At 71.6% G+C, this 16,704-nt stretch carries 17 protein-coding genes; 6 read left to right on the forward strand and 11 right to left on the reverse strand.

Features of this window, described 5'->3' with window-relative positions; translation table 11 throughout:
- Positions 1–437 precede the first annotated feature (437 nt).
- From EAT49_RS09300 to dgcN, 4 genes are all read right to left on the reverse strand, one after another.
- Positions 438–1,295, reverse strand: a complete 858-nt coding sequence (locus tag EAT49_RS09300; protein ID WP_123642047.1) for a D-amino-acid transaminase — start codon at positions 1,293–1,295, stop codon at positions 438–440.
- On the reverse strand, positions 1,295–1,885 hold the full coding sequence (locus tag EAT49_RS09305) for an NUDIX domain-containing protein (protein WP_123642048.1): 591 nt from the start codon (positions 1,883–1,885) through the stop codon (positions 1,295–1,297). Before EAT49_RS09305 ends, EAT49_RS09300 begins: the two co-directional genes overlap by 1 nt.
- Before the next feature lie 34 nt (positions 1,886–1,919).
- The gene (gene dgcA, locus EAT49_RS09310; protein WP_123642049.1) at positions 1,920–2,867 is read right to left on the reverse strand and encodes an N-acetyl-D-Glu racemase DgcA; all 948 of its coding nucleotides are present in this window, start codon (positions 2,865–2,867) and stop codon (positions 1,920–1,922) included.
- Positions 2,868–3,078: 211 nt separating this feature from the next.
- Positions 3,079–4,077: an N-acetyltransferase DgcN gene (gene dgcN / locus EAT49_RS09315; RefSeq protein WP_123642050.1), complete on the reverse strand. Its 999-nt coding sequence runs from the start codon at positions 4,075–4,077 to the stop codon at positions 3,079–3,081.
- A gap of 240 nt (positions 4,078–4,317) precedes the next feature.
- On the opposite strand from dgcN, the gene EAT49_RS09320 reads away from it, so the two are divergent.
- The 5 genes from EAT49_RS09320 to EAT49_RS09340 all read left to right on the forward strand — a co-directional run bounded on the left by EAT49_RS09320 (position 4,318) and on the right by EAT49_RS09340 (position 8,145).
- A complete protein-coding gene (locus EAT49_RS09320; protein WP_123642051.1) occupies positions 4,318–5,277 on the forward strand; it encodes an L-malyl-CoA/beta-methylmalyl-CoA lyase in 960 nt (319 codons plus the stop codon).
- 97 nt (positions 5,278–5,374) lie between these two features.
- Positions 5,375–5,800, forward strand: a complete 426-nt coding sequence (locus EAT49_RS09325) for a hypothetical protein (RefSeq protein ID WP_123642052.1) — start codon at positions 5,375–5,377, stop codon at positions 5,798–5,800.
- Between the two features lie 139 nt (positions 5,801–5,939).
- Positions 5,940–6,572 carry a hypothetical protein gene (locus tag EAT49_RS09330; RefSeq protein WP_123642053.1) on the forward strand — a complete coding sequence of 211 codons (633 nt, stop codon included), beginning with the start codon at positions 5,940–5,942 and terminating at the stop codon, positions 6,570–6,572.
- Positions 6,573–6,655: 83 nt separating this feature from the next.
- Positions 6,656–7,618, forward strand: coding sequence for an acetyl-CoA carboxylase carboxyltransferase subunit alpha (locus EAT49_RS09335; protein WP_123642054.1), 963 nt, complete (start codon positions 6,656–6,658; stop codon positions 7,616–7,618).
- Positions 7,615–8,145, forward strand: a complete 531-nt coding sequence (locus EAT49_RS09340) for a hypothetical protein (RefSeq protein ID WP_185020711.1) — start codon at positions 7,615–7,617, stop codon at positions 8,143–8,145. Before EAT49_RS09335 ends, EAT49_RS09340 begins: the two co-directional genes overlap by 4 nt.
- A 23-nt stretch (positions 8,146–8,168) precedes the next feature.
- Here EAT49_RS09340 and EAT49_RS09345 read toward each other — a convergent pair whose 3' ends face one another.
- From EAT49_RS09345 to EAT49_RS09360, 4 genes are read right to left on the reverse strand one after another with little or no spacing between them, the layout of a single operon-like run.
- Entirely contained in the window at positions 8,169–8,771 is a 603-nt protein-coding gene (locus EAT49_RS09345; protein WP_123642055.1) for a pyridoxamine 5'-phosphate oxidase family protein, read from the reverse strand.
- A complete protein-coding gene (locus EAT49_RS09350; protein ID WP_123642056.1) occupies positions 8,755–9,510 on the reverse strand; it encodes a lysophospholipid acyltransferase family protein in 756 nt (251 codons plus the stop codon). Before EAT49_RS09350 ends, EAT49_RS09345 begins: the two co-directional genes overlap by 17 nt.
- Positions 9,507–10,403, reverse strand: coding sequence for a cell division protein FtsX (locus tag EAT49_RS09355; protein ID WP_246003807.1), 897 nt, complete (start codon positions 10,401–10,403; stop codon positions 9,507–9,509). Before EAT49_RS09355 ends, EAT49_RS09350 begins: the two co-directional genes overlap by 4 nt.
- 2 nt (positions 10,404–10,405) lie before the next feature.
- A complete protein-coding gene (locus tag EAT49_RS09360; RefSeq protein ID WP_123642058.1) occupies positions 10,406–11,080 on the reverse strand; it encodes a cell division ATP-binding protein FtsE in 675 nt (224 codons plus the stop codon).
- Between the two features lie 159 nt (positions 11,081–11,239).
- Here EAT49_RS09360 and EAT49_RS09365 point away from each other — a divergent pair, with 159 nt between their 5' ends.
- Positions 11,240–12,028: a zinc-ribbon domain-containing protein gene (locus tag EAT49_RS09365; protein WP_123642059.1), complete on the forward strand. Its 789-nt coding sequence runs from the start codon at positions 11,240–11,242 to the stop codon at positions 12,026–12,028.
- Positions 12,029–12,242: 214 nt separating this feature from the next.
- On the opposite strand, the gene EAT49_RS09370 is transcribed toward EAT49_RS09365, so the two are convergent.
- The 3 genes from EAT49_RS09370 to EAT49_RS09380 form a co-directional block, all read right to left on the reverse strand.
- Positions 12,243–14,891: a TIGR02302 family protein gene (locus EAT49_RS09370; RefSeq protein ID WP_425459519.1), complete on the reverse strand. Its 2,649-nt coding sequence runs from the start codon at positions 14,889–14,891 to the stop codon at positions 12,243–12,245.
- 16 nt (positions 14,892–14,907) lie between these two features.
- Positions 14,908–16,173 carry a diaminopimelate decarboxylase gene (gene lysA, locus EAT49_RS09375; protein ID WP_123642060.1) on the reverse strand — a complete coding sequence of 422 codons (1,266 nt, stop codon included), beginning with the start codon at positions 16,171–16,173 and terminating at the stop codon, positions 14,908–14,910.
- A 108-nt stretch (positions 16,174–16,281) separates the two neighbouring features.
- Positions 16,282–16,596, reverse strand: coding sequence for a DUF2834 domain-containing protein (locus EAT49_RS09380; protein ID WP_123642061.1), 315 nt, complete (start codon positions 16,594–16,596; stop codon positions 16,282–16,284).
- Between the last annotated feature and the right edge of the window lie 108 nt (positions 16,597–16,704).

The raw sequence follows: 16,704 nt of genomic DNA on the forward strand, positions 1-16,704 counted from the left end.
GGGCCGCGCAGCCCAGCCAACGACCGGACGACGTCTTTCGCCCACCCTCCTCGGGGTCCTCTCACCCCTCGGGCGCCAGACGACGATCCGGGGGATCACCGGCCGATCCCGCGGCGGACCGCGCACCGCTCCGGATACCGCCCGCGCGCGCCGGATCGGGACCTCCCCCGGCGCGCGCGGACGCTTCCCCGTTCCCGGCGTTCCCGACCTCGTGATCCCCCGTGACTTGATCGGCCCGCTGCGGCGACGCATCCTCGTGCATCGCTGGCAGACGCCGTCCCCCAGGAGGCTGCGCCACGACGTCCCGGCACCGGTTCGCGCATTTGCCGGCCCGGTGACTTCAGTCGCCCGTCCCGGCGGCGCCCTGCGGCCGCAGCTTCCGGGCTGCGGCCGTGAAGGCCTCCGGACCGCGCGAGATGGGGCCGCCGGATGCCGCGTCAGATCGCCGTCTTGAGGCTCTCCTCCAGGTAGATCTCCCGCAGCCGCGTCGCCACGGATCCCGGCCGGCCGTCGCCCACCGCCACGCCGTCGATCTCCACCACCGGCATGACGAAGGTGGTGGCCGAGGTCACGAAGGCCTCGTCAGCCGCCTTCGCCTCCTCGGGCGTGAACCCCCGTTCCTCCACCCGCATCTGCGCCTCCCGCGCGAACCGCAGGACGGCGGCGCGGGTGATCCCGCTCAGGATCTCGTTCGACAGGTGCCGCGTGATGATGACCCCGTCCTTCACGATGTAGGCGTTGTTCGACGTGCCCTCGGTGACCTGCCCGTCCTCGACCATCCAGGCGTCGTCGCACCCCGCCTTCAGCGCCATCATCTTGCCCATCGACGGGTAGAGAAGCTGCACCGTCTTGATGTCCCGCCGTCCCCAGCGCTCGTCGGGGATGGTCACCACCCGGATGCCCTTCTTCGCCACAGGGCTTTTCGCCAGCCCCGGCTTCGACTGGGTGAAGAGCACCAGCGTCGGATCCGTCTCCTCGGCGGGATAGGCGAAATCCCTGTCCCCCGGCGCCCCCCGGGTGACCTGCAGGTAGACCATCCCGTCCTCGATCTCGTTCAGCCGCACCAGCTCGCGGTGGATCTCCAGAAGCTCGTCACGGTCCGCAGGCGCCGCCATCTCCATCTCGCCCAGCGATCGCTCCAGCCGCGCGACATGGCCGTCGAAATCCACCAGCTTCCCGCCGAGGACGCTCGTGACCTCATAGACGCCGTCGGCGAAGAGAAAGCCCCGGTCGAAGATCGAGACGGTGGCCTCCTGCTCGGGCAGGTACTGGCCGTTGACATAGACGGTGCGCATCAGGAGGTCTCCTCGGGCATCAGGTGCAGGGCCGCATATTGCAGAAGCAGGACGGTCTTTGAATCCCGGATTTCACCCGCCGCCACCATGGCGAGCGCCGTCCCGAGCGGCAGGTCCAGCACCTCGGTCTCCTCCCCTTCCTCGGCAAGGCCGCCGAACCGCGCCACGGCATCGCCGGCGCCGTAGGGCGCCACGAAATAGGTCAGCCGCTCGGTCACCGACCCGGGCGAGGAGTAGAGCTCGAAGAGCCGCGTCACCGGACCCAGCGTCAGCCCCAGCTCCTGCTCCGCCTCGGCGCGGATACAGGCCTCGGGGTCGTCGGCATCGAGCAGCCCCGCCGCCGCCTCGATCAGAAAGGCATCGGTCTCGCCGTTGTAGGCCGCCGGCCAGCGAAACTGCCGCACCAGGAGGACATGCCGCCGCTCGGGATCATAGGGCAGGATCACCGCCCCGTCGCCCCGGTCGTAGGTCTCGCGCCACTGCTCGCTCATCGCGCCGTCGCGGCCCGTCAGCCGCAGCCGCGTCGTCTTCAGCACCGCCCAGTTGTCCGACAGCAGCCGCGTCTCCAGCACCTCCCAGTCCCGGCTCATGACGCGGCCGCCCGCCTGGGCTCCTCGGCCCGGCTCATCCCCAGAGCTCCCGCTCCGGCGGATGCACCAGCGTCCCCTCGTAGCGGAGCGGCGGATCGCGGTCCTCCGCCAGCAGCAGCGGCGCGTCGAGATCGACCACCTCCGCCCCCTGCGCCACCAGCACAGCCGGCGCCATGGCGAGCGACGATCCCACCATGCAGCCCACCATGACCCGGAACCCCGCCTCGCGCGCCGCGTCGCGCAGCGCCAGCGCCTCGGTCAGCCCGCCGGTCTTGTCGAGCTTGATGTTGACCATGTCATACCTGCCCCTCAGCCCCGCCAGAGAGGCCCGGTCATGACAGCTCTCGTCGGCACAGACAGGCAGGGGCCGCGCGATCTCCGAGAGCATCCCGTCCTCGCCCGCGGGCAGGGGCTGCTCCACCATCTCCACCCCCAGCCGCACGAGATGCGGCGCAAGCTCGGCATAGACCTCCGCGGTCCAGCCCTCGTTGGCATCGACGATGATCCGGGCCGCGGGCGCCCCCCGCCGCACCGCCTCGAGCCGCGCCATGTCGCCCTCGCCGCCCAGCTTGATCTTCAGGAGCGGCTTGTCCCGGTGCCGCGCCGCCGCCGCCTCCATCGCCGCGGGCTCCCCCAGCGAGAGCGAGTAGGCCGTGGTCACCGGCCCCGGCGCCGCGATCCCCGCCAGCTCCCAGGCCCGGAGGCCCTTCGCCTTGGCCTCCGCATCCCAGAGCGCGCAATCGACCGCGTTCCGCGCCGCGCCCCCGGGCAGAGCCTCCTGCAACCCGGCCCGGTCCACATCGCCCAGCTTCTCGATCTCGGCCATGACGCTCTCCGGCGTCTCGCCGTAGCGGGCGTAGGGCACGCATTCCCCGCGCCCCTCGCCCGCATGGACGGTCAGCACCCGCGCCTCGGTCCGCGCCCCCCGCGCGATCACGAAGGCCTCCGCCAGCCGGAAACTCTCGGTCTCGACCCTCAGCACCGCGCGCCTCCCGCCATCCGCCCGGACCGAAGCCGACCGCGCCGGACCCGCGCCGCACCGACACCCTCGGTCCGCCACCTCGTCCAGCATGGCCCGCAACACGCCTCGCCCCTCATCGCGCCCGCCTCGCTCGTCAGCACCGCGCCCTCTCCTCATCTGGCCCGAAATACTCCCGCCGGAGGCGATCCCGCCCCCCGCGTCCGCGCCCTCCTCAGGCGGGAAGCGCGTCCACCAGCCGCCCGGCCCCCTGCCGGAACGGATCGACCGTCGGCAGCCCCATCCGGTCCTCGATCTCGCGCAGGCAGGCCACCGCCTCTGCCTCGCCGAGCGCTGCCGTGTTCACCGACACGCCGATCACCTGGCAGTCGGGGTTCGCGATCCGCGCCAGCGGCAGCGCCGTGTCCCGCAGCGCCTCCAGCGACGGCAGCGGGTAGTCCGGCAGGCCGCGCATGTGGGTCCGCGTCGGCTCGTGGCTCAGCACCAGCGCGTCCGGCTGGCCGCCGTGGATCAGCGCCATGGTCACCCCGGAATAGGAGACGTGGAACAGGCTCCCCTGCCCCTCGATGTGGTCCCAGTGGTCGGGATCGTTGTCCGGCGTCAGCCATTCCACCGACCCGGCCATGAAATCCGCCACCACCGCGTCGAGCGGCACGCCCTCGCCGGTGATCAGGATGCCGGTCTGCCCCGTGGCGCGGAACGAACTCTTCATCCCGCGCCGCCGCATCTCCGCATCCATGGCCAGCGCCGTGTACATCTTCCCCGCCGAACAATCGGTCCCCACCGCCAGACAGCGCCTGCCGGTCCGCTTCCTTCCGTCCGCGATGGGATACTTCACCGAGGGCAGCCGCACGTCATGAAGCGACCGCCCGTGCGCCTCGGCCAGCGCCACCAGCGGCGGCTGGTCGCGCAGCAGCGTGTGCAGCCCGGCGGCAAGGTCGAAGCCCGCCTGCAGCGCGTCCTCCATCACCTGCATCCAGCTCTCCGAGAACACGCCGCCCCGGTTCGCCACGCCGATCACCAGCGTCTGCGCCCCGGCGCCGCGCGCCTCCTCCAGCGTCATGTCCGGCAGCTTCAGGTCCGCCTTGCAGCCCGGCAGGCGCAGCTGGCCCACGGCATTCTCGGGCCGCCAGTCCCTGATCCCCTGGGCGACCTTCGCCGCCAGCGGGTCGGGCGCATCGCCCAGGAACAGCAGATAGGGGGTCTTGATCATGGCCATCGTCCTCGCTGCGACAGGGCGCTTCCGGCCGCACCCGGGGCCGGCGCGCCCGGATCGGATCGAGGCGCGCCCCGCCTATCCCCATCACGCTCCCCGATCCGGTGCAACCCGCGCCGCGCCCGGCCGCTTCGGCAGGGACATTCTGCACCCGCAAAAGCAGCTTGTGACCGAATGCGCAAGAATATAACCCGAAGACCAATCGCCACGACCGTTCCTTTCGCGAAAGATCCGCCCATGTCCTTCCGCCTCCAGCCCGCGCCGCCCGCCCGCCCGAATCGCTGCCAGCTCTTCGGCCCCGGCTCGCGCCCCGCGCTCTTTCCGAAGATGGCCGCCTCCGCCGCCGACGTGATCAACCTCGACCTCGAGGACAGCGTCTCTCCCTCCGACAAACCGCAGGCCCGCGCCAACATCGTCGAGGCCATTGGCGCCGTGGACTGGGGCACCAAGACGCTCTCGGTGCGGATCAACGGCCTCGACACCCCCTTCTGGTACCGCGACGTGGTGGACCTCATGGAACAGGCGTCCGAGCGGCTCGACCAGATCATGATCCCCAAGGTCGGCTGCGCCGCCGATCTCTACGCCGTCGACGCGCTCGTGACCTCCATCGAGGCCGCGACAGGCCGCACGAAACCCGTCGCCTTCGAGGTCATCATCGAATCCGCCGCCGGCATCGCCCATGTGGAGGAGATCGCCGCGGCCTCGCCGCGCCTGCAGGCCATGAGCCTCGGCGCCGCCGACTTCGCCGCCTCGATGGGCATGGCCACCACCGGCATCGGCGGCACCCAAGAGAATTACTACATGCTCCACGAGGGCCGGAAGCACTGGTCCGATCCCTGGCACTGGGCCCAGGCCGCCATCGTCGCCGCCTGCCGCACCCACGGCGTGCTGCCCGTGGACGGCCCCTTCGGCGACTTCTCCGACGACGAGGGCTACCGGGCCCAGGCGCTGCGCTCCGCCACGCTCGGCATGGTCGGCAAATGGGCGATCCACCCCAAACAGGTCGCGCTCGCCAACGAGGTCTTCACCCCCTCCGAGGCCGCCGTCGCCGAGGCGCGCGAGATCCTCGCCGCCATGGAGGAGGCCAGGGCCCGCGGCGAGGGGGCGACGGTCTACAAGGGCCGCCTCGTCGACATCGCCTCGATCAAGCAGGCCGAGGTCATCGTCCGCCAGTCCGAGATGATCGCCGGACGCTGACCCGCAACATGCTGCCATGATTGCGAAAACCGGGGGATACTTCCCCCGGGACCGCTGTCGTCCTATCTCCGGCAAAGACCGGACGCAGGGGAAGGACATGGCAAGGAAGCCCACCGACTGGCCCGCCCGCTACCGCAAGGCCAAGCCGCCCCATGTCGTCACGCTCCCCAACGATTTCGCCGGCGTGAAGGCCGGACAGACCATGCTCATCTCCTCGCCCGAAGAGATCGGCCGCTGGATCGACGCCATTCCCCGCGGCGAGACCCGGACGATCCTGCGGATGCGCACCGAACTCGCCCGCCGCGCAGGCGCTGACGCCATGTGCCCGGTCACCGCGTCGATCTACCTGCGCGTGGTGGCCGAATGCGCCCTGAAGGCGCTCGACGACGGACAGACCCCCGATGCCGTGACCCCCTTCTGGCGGGTGATCGGGCCGGGCGACAGGCTGGCCGCGAAACTCTCCTGCGGCACCGAGGGCCTCGTCCACCTGCGCGCCCTCGACAGCGCCCTCGACCCTGCCTGACGGGCAGGCGCCCCGCGGGACGGCGGGCGGGGCGATGCGCGGCACGCGCGAGCGACGTCCCGCCGGCGCCGCCTCACCGCGAAAAATCCGCGCCCCGGCCGACGATCCGTGCTATCCTCCCCGCGCCGGAGGATGCCCCATGCGCGCCAGACTCGCCGCCAGCGCCCTGTGCCTTCCCGCCGCCGCCACGGCCCAGGGCGCCTGTCCGGCCGAGGAGGTGATGGCCGACCTCGACCCCTGCCTCGTGGGCAACTGGATCGGCGAGAACACCGCCTTCGCCGCCTTCGAGCGCGCCATGAGCCAGATCGAGGGCGGCGCCGCGATCCCCGGCGTCTCGCCGGTCCTCGGCATCAGCATCTACGACGGCGGTCTCTACATCACCCTCCCCTTCCATTCGAGCATGACCGGGACGGTCACCGACGACGACGGCACCACGACCCTGGCCATGGACCTGAGCATCCACACCGCCGTGGGCCGGGTCTGGGGCGACGACGGCATCCTCGGCTTCTGCTCCGATACCGAACAGCCGCCGCTCATCGCCGTCGAGGCCACGGCTCCGGACGGAGCGACCGGAACATGGAGCGGCGCGCCCATGGGAGGCGAGGACTTCACCCCGCTGACCACCTACAGCTGTGCGGGCGACCTGATGACCATGACCGTGCATCTGCCGGAGCCGCTGGGGCCGGTCGATTACATCATGAACCGTTTTCCCGACAGCCGCTTCGACGCGGAATTCGGGCGTCTCGTCGCGGAGCGCTTCGAGGGCGGCTGACCCGGGCCGAGGCCCCGCGAATGTTGCATCGCCCCCCCGCCCCCGCCATATAGCGCGGCAGAGCAGCAGACGCCCGGACTCCCATGACCCATTACCTCGACTTCGAGAAACCGCTGGCCGAGATCGAGGGCAAGGCCGCGGAACTGCGCGCCATGGGCCGCGCGAACGAGGACATGGACGTGGAGGACGAGGCCGCGGCGCTCGACCGCAAGGCCGCGGATCTTCTGAAATCGCTCTATGCCGGGCTCAGCCCCTGGCGCAAATGCCAGGTCGCGCGCCACCCCGAGCGACCCCATTGCAAGGACTACATCGAGGCGCTCTTCACCGAATGGACGCCGCTCGCCGGGGATCGCAACTTCGCAGACGACCAGGCGGTGATGGGCGGGCTGGCGCGGCTCGACGGGCGGCCCGTCATGGTGATCGGCCACGAAAAGGGCAACGACACCCGCTCCCGGCTCGAACGCAATTTCGGCATGGCCCGCCCCGAGGGCTACCGCAAGGCGATCCGCCTGATGCAGATGGCCGACCGCTTCGGCCTGCCCGTGGTGACGCTGGTGGACACCCCCGGTGCCTATCCCGGCAAGGGCGCCGAGGAGCGCGGCCAGTCCGAGGCCATCGCCCGCGCGACCGAAACCTGCCTCGCGCTCAAGGTGCCGCTCGTGAGCGTCATCATCGGCGAGGGCGGTTCGGGCGGGGCCGTGGCCTTCGCCACCGCCAATCGCGTGGCGATGCTGGAACACGCGATCTATTCCGTGATCTCCCCCGAAGGCTGCGCCTCGATCCTCTGGAAGGACGCCGAGAAGATGCGCGAGGCCGCCGAGGCCCTGCGTCTCACCGCCCAGGACCTGAAGGAACTGGGCGTCTGCGACCGCATCATCCGCGAGCCCGCGGGCGGCGCCCACCGCGCCCCCGAGGCCGCGATCTTCGCCGTGGGCGACGCCATCGCCGCCATGCTGAAGGAGCTCTACGGCAAGGACGGCACCGCGCTCCGCGACGCGCGGCGCAAGAAATACCTGGCCATCGGCTCGAAGGGCCTCGCCGCGTGACCCGCCCCCGCCGCAGCGCGTTCCCCCTCGCGGCCGCGCTCGCGGCCTTCGCCACCGCCGCCGCCGCCCAGACCGCCCCCGGCGGGCTCGAAGGCCGCACCGTGACCTTCGGCGGGCTCCTCTACGAGGAGACCGAGGACGACCCTACGTTTCTCGGCGACCGGCACGTCGCGGTGGTCGGCCCCGGCGTGGAATACGGTCTCGGCCCCGAGGGCCCGCAGAACGGCTGGGACATCGTCCCCGCCATCGTCGACATCTCCGACAGCCGGGTGACGATCACCTATCCAGACATCCCCGGCGACACCTTCCCCGCGCTCGAGTTCAACGGTTACGTCCTCGATTTCCTGACCGACTGCGTGCTCTTCTCGGGCGCCCGCGTCGACAAGAGCGTCTCCTCCGGCGACTTCTCCGACGCCGACGTCTTCACCAAGCGCGCGCGGCTCTACATCGACATGAGCGGCCACGCCTACGGCCCCGGCATCAAGTACGCCATCGACCTCGACGTGATGGACTGCCCCATCGGCTGAGCCGCGGCGCGGGGCGCAGGCCCTCACCACATCCGCGGCGCCGCATACTCCGGATACCCGGCGTCATACCCTTCGGCGTCCTCCACCACGGCGCGTTCCTTCAGGAACTCCCCGGCCGTCGGCACGGACCCGCTCTCGTCTCCGGAACTCCAGAGGCCGGACCGCATCACCGCCTTGGCGCACTGGAAATAGACCTCCCCCACGGCGATCTCGACCACCGTGCGCGGATGCCGCCCGGCCTGCTCGAAAAGCCCCGTCAGTCCCGCGTCGGCGCTCACCCGCGCCCGCCCGTTCACCCGCACCACGTTCTGCGCGCCGGGCACCATGAACAGCAGCGAGACCCGCCCGTCCCGCACGATGTTGCGCAGCGAATCCATCCGGTTGTTGCCGCGCCAGTCCGGCAGCAGCAGCGTCCGGTCGTCCGCGACCCGCACCACCGGCCCCGCGTCCCCCCTCGGACTCGCATCCGTGCCTTCGGGGCCGACCGTGGACAGGATGACGAAGCGCGAGGCCTCGATCCAGCGCCGGTAGGCCGGGGTCAGCCGGTCCGCGACCTTGTCCAGCGAGGCCGGCACCGGCACATCGTAGAGCGCCTCCAGAGCCTCGATGTCAGTGATCCAGTCCATCCTCGTCCTCCCTGATCGGGGCAAAGCCCGCCTCCGCCATCAGCATGTTCGACCGCGGCTCGATCACCGCCTCCAGCTTCGCCATGAACTCCCGCGGCGGCAACCCCTCGGGGATCGGCGGCAGGAACTCCACGACCGCAAGGCCCGGCGTCCTCCGGATGCCCCTCCGCGGCCAGAAGAGGCCCACGTTGGTGGCCACCGGCACGCAGGGCTGGCCCAGTTCCTCGTAAAGCGCCGCGGTCCCCATCTTGTAGGGCGCCCGCACGCCCGGCGCGATCCGCGTGCCCTGCGGATAGATGATGAGCTGCCCCGGATCGGCGCGTCCCGCGCGCACATCGGCCACCATCTTGCGCATCGCCTCGCCGCGCTTGCCGCGATCGACGGGAATGCAGCCCATCCTGAGCGCGTACTGCCCCAGGATCGGCGCCCAGACCAGTTCGCGCTTCATGATGAACTTCGGCCGCGGCATGGCGCTGAAGATCAGGATGATGTCGAGGAAACTCTGGTGCTTGGCCGCGACCAGAACCTCTCCCTCGGGCGGCTGTCCGCGCACCTCGGTGCGGATGCCCACCATCCAGGCGGCCGTCCAGCGCACCCAGGCGCAATAGGCCTGCGCGCCCGCCACAGCCCCCCGGCGCGAGGCCACGGCCCAGGGCAGGTAGATCAGCGCGATGGGCAGCATCATCAGATACATCTGCCCGATGAAGACCAGCGCCCGCAGCGTCTGCACGACCGTCATGACCGCTCCCCCAGTGACCTGAGCGCGGCGAAGCGCGTCGCGGCGAAGGCCACGAGCGCCGCCAGAAGCGGGATCAGCAGGGGCCAGAGCCACCCCGCCCCGCGAAACCCGAGCCCGGTCAGAAAGCCCCCCGCCGGGTCCGCATCGGGCAGGAGCCAGATCGCCGCCATGCCCAGAACGGTCCCCGCCGCAGCCCCCGCGAGCGCGCGCATGGTGAACCGCCGCACGAAGGCCCGGGCGATATAGCTGTCCTTGGCGCCCACGAGGCGCAGCACCCGGATCACCTGGTCGTTCGCCGCCAGCGCCGCCTGGGCGGCCAGCGTGATCATCGCCGCCGTCGCCCCCGCAATGAGCAGGAGCGCGGTCAGGCCCAGCGTCCGCAGCCGCGACGCCGCATCGACCAGAGGATCGCGCCAGCGCGTGTGATCGTCGAGCACCGCGCCCGGAACCTCCGCCTGCAGCCGGGCGCGCAGCCCGGTGGCGTCATAGCCCTCGCCGGTCTCAACCACCTCGATCAGCTGCGGGATCGGCAGCGCCTCCACCGGCAGGTCCGGCCCGAACCAGGGCTCGAGCAGCGCCCGCGTCTCCTCCACCGGCAGGGCGCGGGCCGAGGCGATGCCCGGCGTCGTCTCCAGCACCCGCAGCGCAGCGGCGGTCTGCGCCGCCACCTGACCCTCCGGCGCCGAGATCCGCAGCGTCGAGGATCGCGCCAGCTCCTCCGCCCAGCGGTCGGCAAGGCGCCCCGTCGCCATCGACAGCGCGAGCGCGAAGACCGCAAGGAAGGCCATCGCCGCCGAAGTGAACACCGTCAGCCGCGCGGTGAAACCGGTGGGCGGCACCACCCGGTCGGCATGGGGATCGCCTTTCACCAGGTCGCCGACCCGCCCCGCCACGCTCACAGGTCCGCCCCCGCCGCCACCAGCCGCCGGTCCTTCAGCCGCAGCACCCGGGCCTGCACCTGTGCCTTCGCCGCGCGGATCAGCTGCAGGTCATGGGTCGCCACCAGGACCGCCTTGCCCATCCGGTTCAGCTCGACGAGCAGCGCCAGCAGCCGCTGCGACATCTCCCAGTCGATGTTGCCCGTTGGCTCGTCCGCCAGGATCACGTCGGGGCTCAGGATGATCGCCCGCGCGAGCGCCGCGCGCTGCCGCTCGCCGCCCGAAAGCTCCGGCGGAAGCTGCTCCGCCTGCCGGCTCAGCCCGACCCAGGACAGGAGCGCGGCGAGGTCCTCGTCCTCCGCTCCGCCCCGGCCCGAGACCGTCAGCGGCAGGGCCACGTTCTCCTTGAGCGGCAAATGGTCGAGGAACTGGCAATCCTGGTGAACCACCCCGATGCGCCGCCGCGCCAGCGCCACGCGGTCGCGGTCCATGGCCCGCACCTCCTCCCCGAAGAGGCGCACCTGCCCCGCCGTGGGCCGCAACTCGGCATAGCAGAGCTTCAGCAGCGTGGTCTTGCCCGCCCCCGATGGCCCGGTCAGGAAATGGAACGTCCCCGGACCGAGCGCGAGCGAGAGGTCCGAGAAAAGCTCGCCCCCGCCGTAGGAATACGCCACACGATCGAGCTCGATCACCCCGGGGACCCCGCATTGCCGTCGCCGGTCGTTCTGCCCCAAGGGACCGGGGCTTGCAATCGCGCGCCGGCTTTGCATTCGCCATGGCTTTGGGGCATTCTCCCGCGCAAAGGCGCCGGACGCGCGCCGACCGGGGAACGGGCAGCAAGGATTACGGGCATGAGGCTGACTTGCCCCAATTGCGGGGCGGAGTACGAGGTCCCCGACGACGCGATCCCCGACAGCGGGCGCGACGTGCAATGCTCCAATTGCGGTCACACCTGGTTCGAGGCGGGCGCCGCCGCGGCCGAGACCGCGGAGCCTGCGGAGCCGCCCGCTCCGCGCCCGCCCCGCGCGCCGCGTCCCGCCGCGCCCGCCGAGACCGCCCGGGACCGCGCCCAGCCCGATCCCGACGCCCCGCGTCCGGGCCGGCCGCCGCCCGATCCCGAGGCGCCCCATCCCGATCCGGGCCAGCCGGCGCCCCGACGCAGGCTCGACCCCGCCGTGGCCTCCGTGCTGCGCGAGGAGCGGGCCACCTCCGAGGCCCTGCGCCGCGCTTCCGCGCCCGAACCCATGGAACGCCAGGAGGACCTGCCGCTCGCCGAGCCGGCCTCCCCGGCGCGCCGGCCCGCGCCCGCGCCGCAACCCCGGCGCGAACGGCTCCCCGATGTGGACGACATCAATCGCAGGCTCGGGGCGGACCCCGCGCCCCGCGCCTCCGACAGGACCGCCGAGGAGCAGGCGGCCCTGCGCTACCGGCAGGGCTTTCGCTACGGGTTCGGCATCGTCATGCTGATCGCGGCGGCGGCGACACTGGTCTATGTCTACGCGCCCCGCATCGCCGAGGCAGTGCCGTCCCTCTCGCCCCCTCTCGCCGCCTATACCGAGACCGTGGACGGTCTGAGACTCTCGCTCGACAACTCCGTCCAGTCCCTGACCACGCGCCTCTCGCCTCCCGACCCCGGCTGATCCCCGCGCGTCCCGATCCCATGTCCCGGACCTCGCGCCCGGCGACCGGCACCCGCCGCGAACCGCCGCGCGCGTGCGGGAAGACGGTCCTTCGCGCGGACCGCCAGGCAGATGACCCGGTCCATGCCCGATCGGCTCCGGTCGCAAGTGATCCGCCTGCCCCCGCAGCCTGCCCCGGGCGCAACGCCCGGCAGCCGGCCCCGCGGGCAATGTCCTAGAAGCGCTTCAGCAGCCGCCGCAGGTAGTCGAGCTCCTCCTCGGGCCGCTCCTGCTCGGAGGATCTCCGCCGCAGCTCGTCCAGAAGCTCCTCCGCCCGGCGATAGACATCCTCGCCCTGGAGCATGTTCTCTTCCGTCCCGAACTGCCCGCTTTCGCCAAGCTGGCGGCCGAGCGGGTCGCGCCGCATCGGCTCGACCCGGCCGGTCTGGCTGCCATCGGCCTGACCCTGCCCGGGCTGGCCATCCTGCTGGTTCTCGGCCAGGGCCTGGCCCAGGCTCCGGATGCCCTCCCGCAGGGCGTCCATCGCCTCGGACTGCCGGTCGATGGCCTCGGCCATGTCGCCCTCGCGCAAGGCGTCCTCGGCGCCGTCCATGGCCCGATCGGCCCGGTCGAGCGACTCCCGCGCACCGTCCGCGGCCTCGCCACCCAGGTTCGGCAGCTCCGAGCGCTGGCGCTCCAGCTCCTGCCGCAGGGCGCGCTGCCGGTCCGCAAGGCTCTGCTCGCCACCCGGACCGCCTTCCTGGCCCTCGCCGGGGCTGCCCTGACCCGGCTGCTGGTTCTGTCCGTTCTGCTGCCCCTGCTGCCCCTGCCCCTGCTGGCCGGGCTGCCCCTGCTGTGGCTGGCCCTGACCGAACTGCTCCTGCAGGTCGCGGAACGCCTCGTCGCTGAGCCCCTGCTGGTCGCGCAGCGTCTCGCTCAGGTCCTGCATCGACTGCTGGCCGGGCGACTGCTGCCCCTGGCCGCCCTCGCCCTGCGTGACCTGCATGTTCTCCATCAGCTGGTTGAGCTGCTCCATCAGCTCCTGGGCCTCGGCCATGCGGCCCTCTTCCATCAGCTCCTGGATGCGGTCCATCAGCGCCTGAAGCTCGTCCTGGCTGAACTCGAAGCTCTCGCCCTCCGCGGTCTGCGGCTGGTCGGTGCCGTCGCCCGAGGGGTCCGACTGCTGCGCCAGCATCCGGGTATAGTCGTCCACCGCCTCGCGCAGCTCCTGCATCAGCTCGGCGATCTCCTCGTCGCTGGCGCCGTTGCGCATGGCCTCCGACAGCCGCTCCTGCGCCCGCCGCAGCCGCTCCCGCGCATCCGCCAGCGTGCCGTCCTCGAGCTGGATCGCCAGATCCCACAGCGCCGAAGCGATCTCCTCCTGGCCCTCGTCGTCCATCCCGAACCGCGCCATGGCGTCGAGCCTCCGGGTGATCACCCGAAGCCGCAGATAGGAGGTCTCGGACCGGATCAGCCGGTCCTCGGGCCGGTGCGCGATGGCCTTCAGCAGGTCCGCGGATCTCTGCGCATTGCCCTTCGACCACAAGAGGTCCCGCCGCACCTCGATCACGGCCCTCGCGACGGGCTGAAAGAACCGCCGTCCCGGCAGCACCATCTCGCGCGGCTCCGAGACGCCGGTCTGGCCCGGCGCATCCTCGACCTCCATCGTCAGCACCACCGGCAGATTGGCCCAGGGATGCTGCGAGAAGTCGTCGATCATCGCCTCTTCGAAGGCCCCCCGGTCCCCGGCGAAGGGCATCGGCAGATCGACCACGATCGGCTCCCGCTCCTGCGGCTCCGCGGCAAGTCCGAACCGCCGGTCGACGGCCCCGAGATCGAGCGTCACCACCGCCCGCCCCCCGGTCACGCCATGGTCGTCCTCGGCCCGGAACCGCTGGCTCATCTCGCCCAGCGCCTCGACCTCGACCTCGCCCAGGATCTCAACGACCGGCGCGGCATCGGGGATCACCGTGACCTCCCAGGCGCGGCCGCCCGGGCCCTCCACGGCGATCCGCCCGCTCGACGCCACGGCGAATCGCTGCTCGGGCCGCTCCCCGGGATCGAGCGCGGCGGTCTCGTCCTCCGCGCCCCCGTCCGCATCCGCCGGCGCGGCGACCGGAGACACCGGCGCCACGGACTGCGTGACCCGGAGCGCCCCGGCATCGCCGTAAAGGCGCAGCGTGATCTCCGACCCCTCGGGAAGGCTCAGCGGTCCCGCCGGAATGTCGTTGAGATAGAGCGTGGGCTTGCCGGTATAACCCGGCGGCTCGGCCCAGCCCTCCCAGACCGGACCCGTCGCCAGCACCGGATCGCCCGCCCCCGGCGCCATGTCGGCGACACTGCCCACCCGCCAGACGGAGCCGAAGAGCAGCGCCGCCACGAAGGCGATCAGCGCCATGTAGCGCAGCCCGTAGCGGTCGAGCCGCGAGACCCGCAGGTCGGGCTCCACGGCCCGCGCCGCCCGGCTGCGCTCCCGCATCCGCTCGAGATGCACGCGCCACACACCGGCGGAGCCCGCATCCGCGGCCCCCACGGCCTGCGCATCCGCCAGCGCCGTCAGCGGCCGCCCCGGCAGCGTCGCATCCACGCGCGCCCGCGCCTCCTCCGCGCTCGGCCAGCGGAAGCCGCTCCACCCGCGCCACAGCGCCACGCCCAGGGACACGACGGCCAGCACCGCCAGCGCCCAGAAGGCCTCCAGCGGCAGAAGGTCGTGCCAGCCCATCATGAGCGGGGCCAGCGCAAGGAACAGGATCGTCCAGACGGGCCAGAAACTCCGCGTCACCCGTTCGGCCACGAGGCCCGCTCGGGTCAGCGCGATGGGTCGGTTCAGGTGCGACAGGTCTTCGGCATCGTAGGACAGAACGGCACTCCCAGCGGCTCTCACCCCGAAGGTAGGGCGCTCAGAGCCATGGGGGAAGGCTATCGCGTGCGATCATCTCGTCAATCGTCGGGCGCCGGCGGATGACCGCAAAGTGATCGCCGTCCACCAGCACCTCCGGCACAAGCGGGCGCGAATTGTATTCGCTCGCCATCACCGCGCCATAGGCCCCGGCGGACCGGAAGGCCACCAGATCGCCCTCGCCCACCTCGGGCATCTCGCGGCCCCGCGCGAAGGTGTCGCCGGTCTCGCAGACCGGCCCCACGATGTCGAAGGCCCGCGTGGGCGCGCCCGCCACCGGCTCCGCCACGGGCACGATATCGTGCCAGGCGTCGTACATGGCGGGACGGATCAGGTCGTTCATCGCCCCGTCGAGGATCAGGAAATCCCTGTCCTCCCCTGTCTTCACATAGATCACCCGGCTCAGCAGCACGCCCGCATTGCCCGAGATCAGCCGTCCCGGCTCGATCTCCACCTCGCAGCCCAGATGCCCAACTGTCCGCTCGATCAGCGCGCCGTAGTCGCGCGGCAAGGGCGGTACCTCGTTCGACCGGGTGTAGGGAATCCCCAGCCCCCCGCCCAGATCGAGCCGCTCGATGGCATGGCCCTCCGCCCGCAGGACCCCCGTCAGGTCCGCCACCTTGGCGTAGACCGCCTCGAACGGGGCGAGGTCGGTCAGCTGGCTGCCGATATGCACGTCGATCCCCACGACGCGCAGCCCCGGCAGCGCGGCCGCCTCGGCATAGACCTCGACTGCCCGCGAAATGGGCACGCCGAACTTGTTCTCCGACTTGCCCGTGGCGATCTTGGCATGGGTCTTCGCGTCCACGTCCGGGTTGACCCGCACGGTCACGGGCACCTCGACGCCCATCGACACGGCCACCTCCGACAGCGCCGCCATCTCGGGCTCGCTCTCGAGGTTCACCTGCCGGACGCCCCCCTCCAGAACGATGCGCATCTCCTCCCGCGTCTTGCCTACGCCCGAAAAGACGATCCGCTCGCCGGGCACGCCCGCCGCCTTCGCGCGCAGGTATTCCCCGGCCGACACCACATCCATCCCCGCGCCCTCGCGGCCCAGCAGCGTCAGGATCGCCACGTTCGACAGCGATTTCACGGCAAAGCACACCAGGTGCGGCCCCCAGGCCAGCGCCTCGTCGAACAGCCGGTAATGCCGCAGGAGCGTCGCCGTGGAATAGACGTAAGCCGGCGTGCCCACCGCCTCCGCGATCTCCCGCAGCGGCACGTCCTCGGCCATCAGCTGGCCGTCCCGGTAGAGAAAATGATCCATCCCGCGCCCCTCGTCTCGGCCCTGCCTCGCCAGCGCCCCCGCCCCCCGCTTTTCTGGCCTGAAATACTCCCGGGGGAGTCCGGCGCAGCCGGACGGGGGCAGCGCCCCCTACACGGCCCGCGTCCGCAGGAACAGATAGAGCGGCAGACCGCAGCTCAACCCGATACAGAAGGTCGCGGGGATCGCCAGCAGCCCCAGCCAGTTCCGCCGCACCCAGACCTCCGCGATCACCCAGACCGTCAGCGCGATCGCCGCGATGGTCAGGTCCCACACCAGCCCCGTGGACCCCGCGTTGACATACCAGGAGTCGATCAGCAGCCGCAGCGACCAGCCTTCCGTCTGCCAGAAGGTCACGAACCAGTACATCGGATGCACCGCGCCCCAGATCGCGAGCGCCAGATAGACGATCCTCAGACCCGACATCCCTCACAGCCCCCCGATCGTGCCGACCTGCGGCCCCGGCCCGTCGCCGGGCCGCTCCGGCTCGCCATCCGCCCCGCAGGCCGCGAGCGCGAGACACAGCATCAGCCA

The sequence above is a fragment of the Histidinibacterium lentulum genome (assembly GCF_003789055.1).
Lineage (GTDB): Bacteria > Pseudomonadota > Alphaproteobacteria > Rhodobacterales > Rhodobacteraceae > Oceanicola > Oceanicola lentulus.